This is a genomic window from Pseudomonas sp. 10B238 (assembly GCF_000970615.1).
In the GTDB taxonomy this organism is placed as follows: domain Bacteria; phylum Pseudomonadota; class Gammaproteobacteria; order Pseudomonadales; family Pseudomonadaceae; genus Stutzerimonas.
On sequence record NZ_KQ033983.1, the window covers coordinates 1 to 360 of the forward strand.

A 360-nucleotide genomic window follows, 5' to 3' on the forward strand; every position below is an offset into this window, starting at 1 on the left:
AATAGAGGAACCAGACGCCACCGGTTAGGGCGAATGGCAGCGTGGCCATGATCAGCAACGCCTCCCCAAAGCGCCCAAACGTGAGGTAGAGCAAGACAAAAATGATGAGCAAGGTAGCCGGCACGACGAGCTTCAGCTTCGCGTTAGCTCGCTCCATGAATTCGAATTGGCCGGAATAGCTGATGCTCATGCCGGATTCGAGCTGGACCCCTTTGCTGATCTTTTCCCTCAGATCGCCCACCACAGCCGCCATGTCGCGGCCACGAACATCGACGTAAACCCAGCCCGACAGCCTTGCGTTTTCGCTTTTAAGCATTGGCGGCCCGTCGGTCACCTGTACTTTGGCCACGGTCCCCAACG

General features: G+C 57.5%; 1 protein-coding gene. It reads right to left on the reverse strand.

The genetic code is table 11. The features are described 5' to 3' along the window. A partial coding sequence (locus RT21_RS22890) for an efflux RND transporter permease subunit (RefSeq protein ID WP_177327121.1) occupies positions 1-360 on the reverse strand: 360 nt, incomplete at both ends.